2 protein-coding genes are annotated in these 1,432 nt (G+C 41.1%); one reads left to right on the forward strand and one right to left on the reverse strand.

Features of this window, described 5'->3' with window-relative positions:
• Positions 1–31: 31 nt before the first annotated feature.
• Positions 32–1,186, forward strand: coding sequence for an IS110 family RNA-guided transposase (locus QQK09_RS19270; RefSeq protein WP_284205865.1), 1,155 nt, complete (start codon positions 32–34; stop codon positions 1,184–1,186).
• A gap of 14 nt (positions 1,187–1,200) precedes the next feature.
• Here the strand turns inward: QQK09_RS19270 and QQK09_RS19275 are convergent.
• On the reverse strand, positions 1,201–1,432 hold a 232-nt coding region (locus tag QQK09_RS19275; protein WP_284205864.1), incomplete at its 5' end, for a hypothetical protein.

Here is a 1,432-nt window from a genome sequence, read left to right on the forward strand (position 1 = left end):
TATCTATCAACAATATAATGTGGAGGCTAGCATGAATAAACATAGCATACTTTTCATTGGGTTAGATACTCACAAAACATTTACTGAAGTCGCATATATCGAAGATAATCGTGGTGCAAAACCTATTCATCTCGGTCGTATTCTCAGCAACAAATCAGCATTCAAAAAACTCGTTAGGCAATTACAATCTAAATATCCGCAAGCAACACTGCATTTCGTTTATGAAGCAGGCCCTTGTGGTTACTGGATATATCGATTACTCACCAGTTTGAACCAATGTTGCTACGTCATTGCTCCATCACTCATCCCAAAGAAGCCTGGGGATCATATAAAAACAGATAAACGTGATGCATTGAACCTCGCAAAGCTGCTCAAGTCTGAAGATCTAACACCGATTTACGTACCTGAGCCAGAAGATGAAGCGATGCGCGATCTATCTCGGGCACGTGAAACAACGATGAAGGATCTAAAAGATGCAAAATATCAGCTTAAAGCTCTCCTTTTACGCAATAACATTAATGCGACAATAAAAGATAATTGGTCATCTCAACACCTAAGATGGTTAGCTGAATTAATTCTGCCCTCACCTTGCCAGCAAATCGTATTACAGGAAGCAGTACTGACAATAACAGAGCGCATACAGCGACTAAAACGACTCGATAATGAGTTAACACATCAAGTCAAAAATTGGCGTTATTACCCTGTTGTTAAAGCATTACAAGCGATGCGAGGTGTACGCTTACTAGTTGCTACAGGTGTTATTGCAGAATTAGGTGACTTAACTCGATTTGATCATCCTAGAAAACTAATGAGTTACCTAGGACTGGTGCCAAGTGAACATTCAAGCGGTGGTAAACGCCGACTTGGTGCTATTACCAAATGTGGTAATAGCCGTGCAAGAAGACTACTAGTCGAAGGTGCACATACCTATAAATACACAGCCAAAATATCGAAAGAGATGCAGTTGAGGCAAGAAGGACTACCGAAACAGATCACCGATATTGCTTGGCAGGCACAATGTCGTTTATGCCGAAGATACCAACGGTTAATACATAAAGGTAAACATCGTAATGTTGTGGTAACAGCTATCGCAAGGGAGATGGCTGCGTATATTTGGGCAATTTCACGCGAAATCGTATTAAGCCCAGTCGATATTAGATCACGTATTGCGAGGTTACCCGCATGAGTATAAGTTTTGAATTAGCGTATAGAATCAAGCATCGGGTGTGGCACAACCACCGACGGCGTTATGCAGGCAACGAAATCTATTATCGTTGAACCACGAACATAGACTGAAGACAGGTGCCACGACGAAATAAGTAAGGTAGGCGCTGCTAACCAGTAGGTTAGTAATCCACGAATATCAGCATGATAACCGACGAAATTACTTGCTTCATTCTGTACGTTAATTCTCTTAATAACAGAGAAAACA

The organism is Psychromonas marina (assembly GCF_030161115.1).
GTDB classification, from domain to species: Bacteria; Pseudomonadota; Gammaproteobacteria; order Enterobacterales; family Psychromonadaceae; genus Psychromonas; species Psychromonas marina.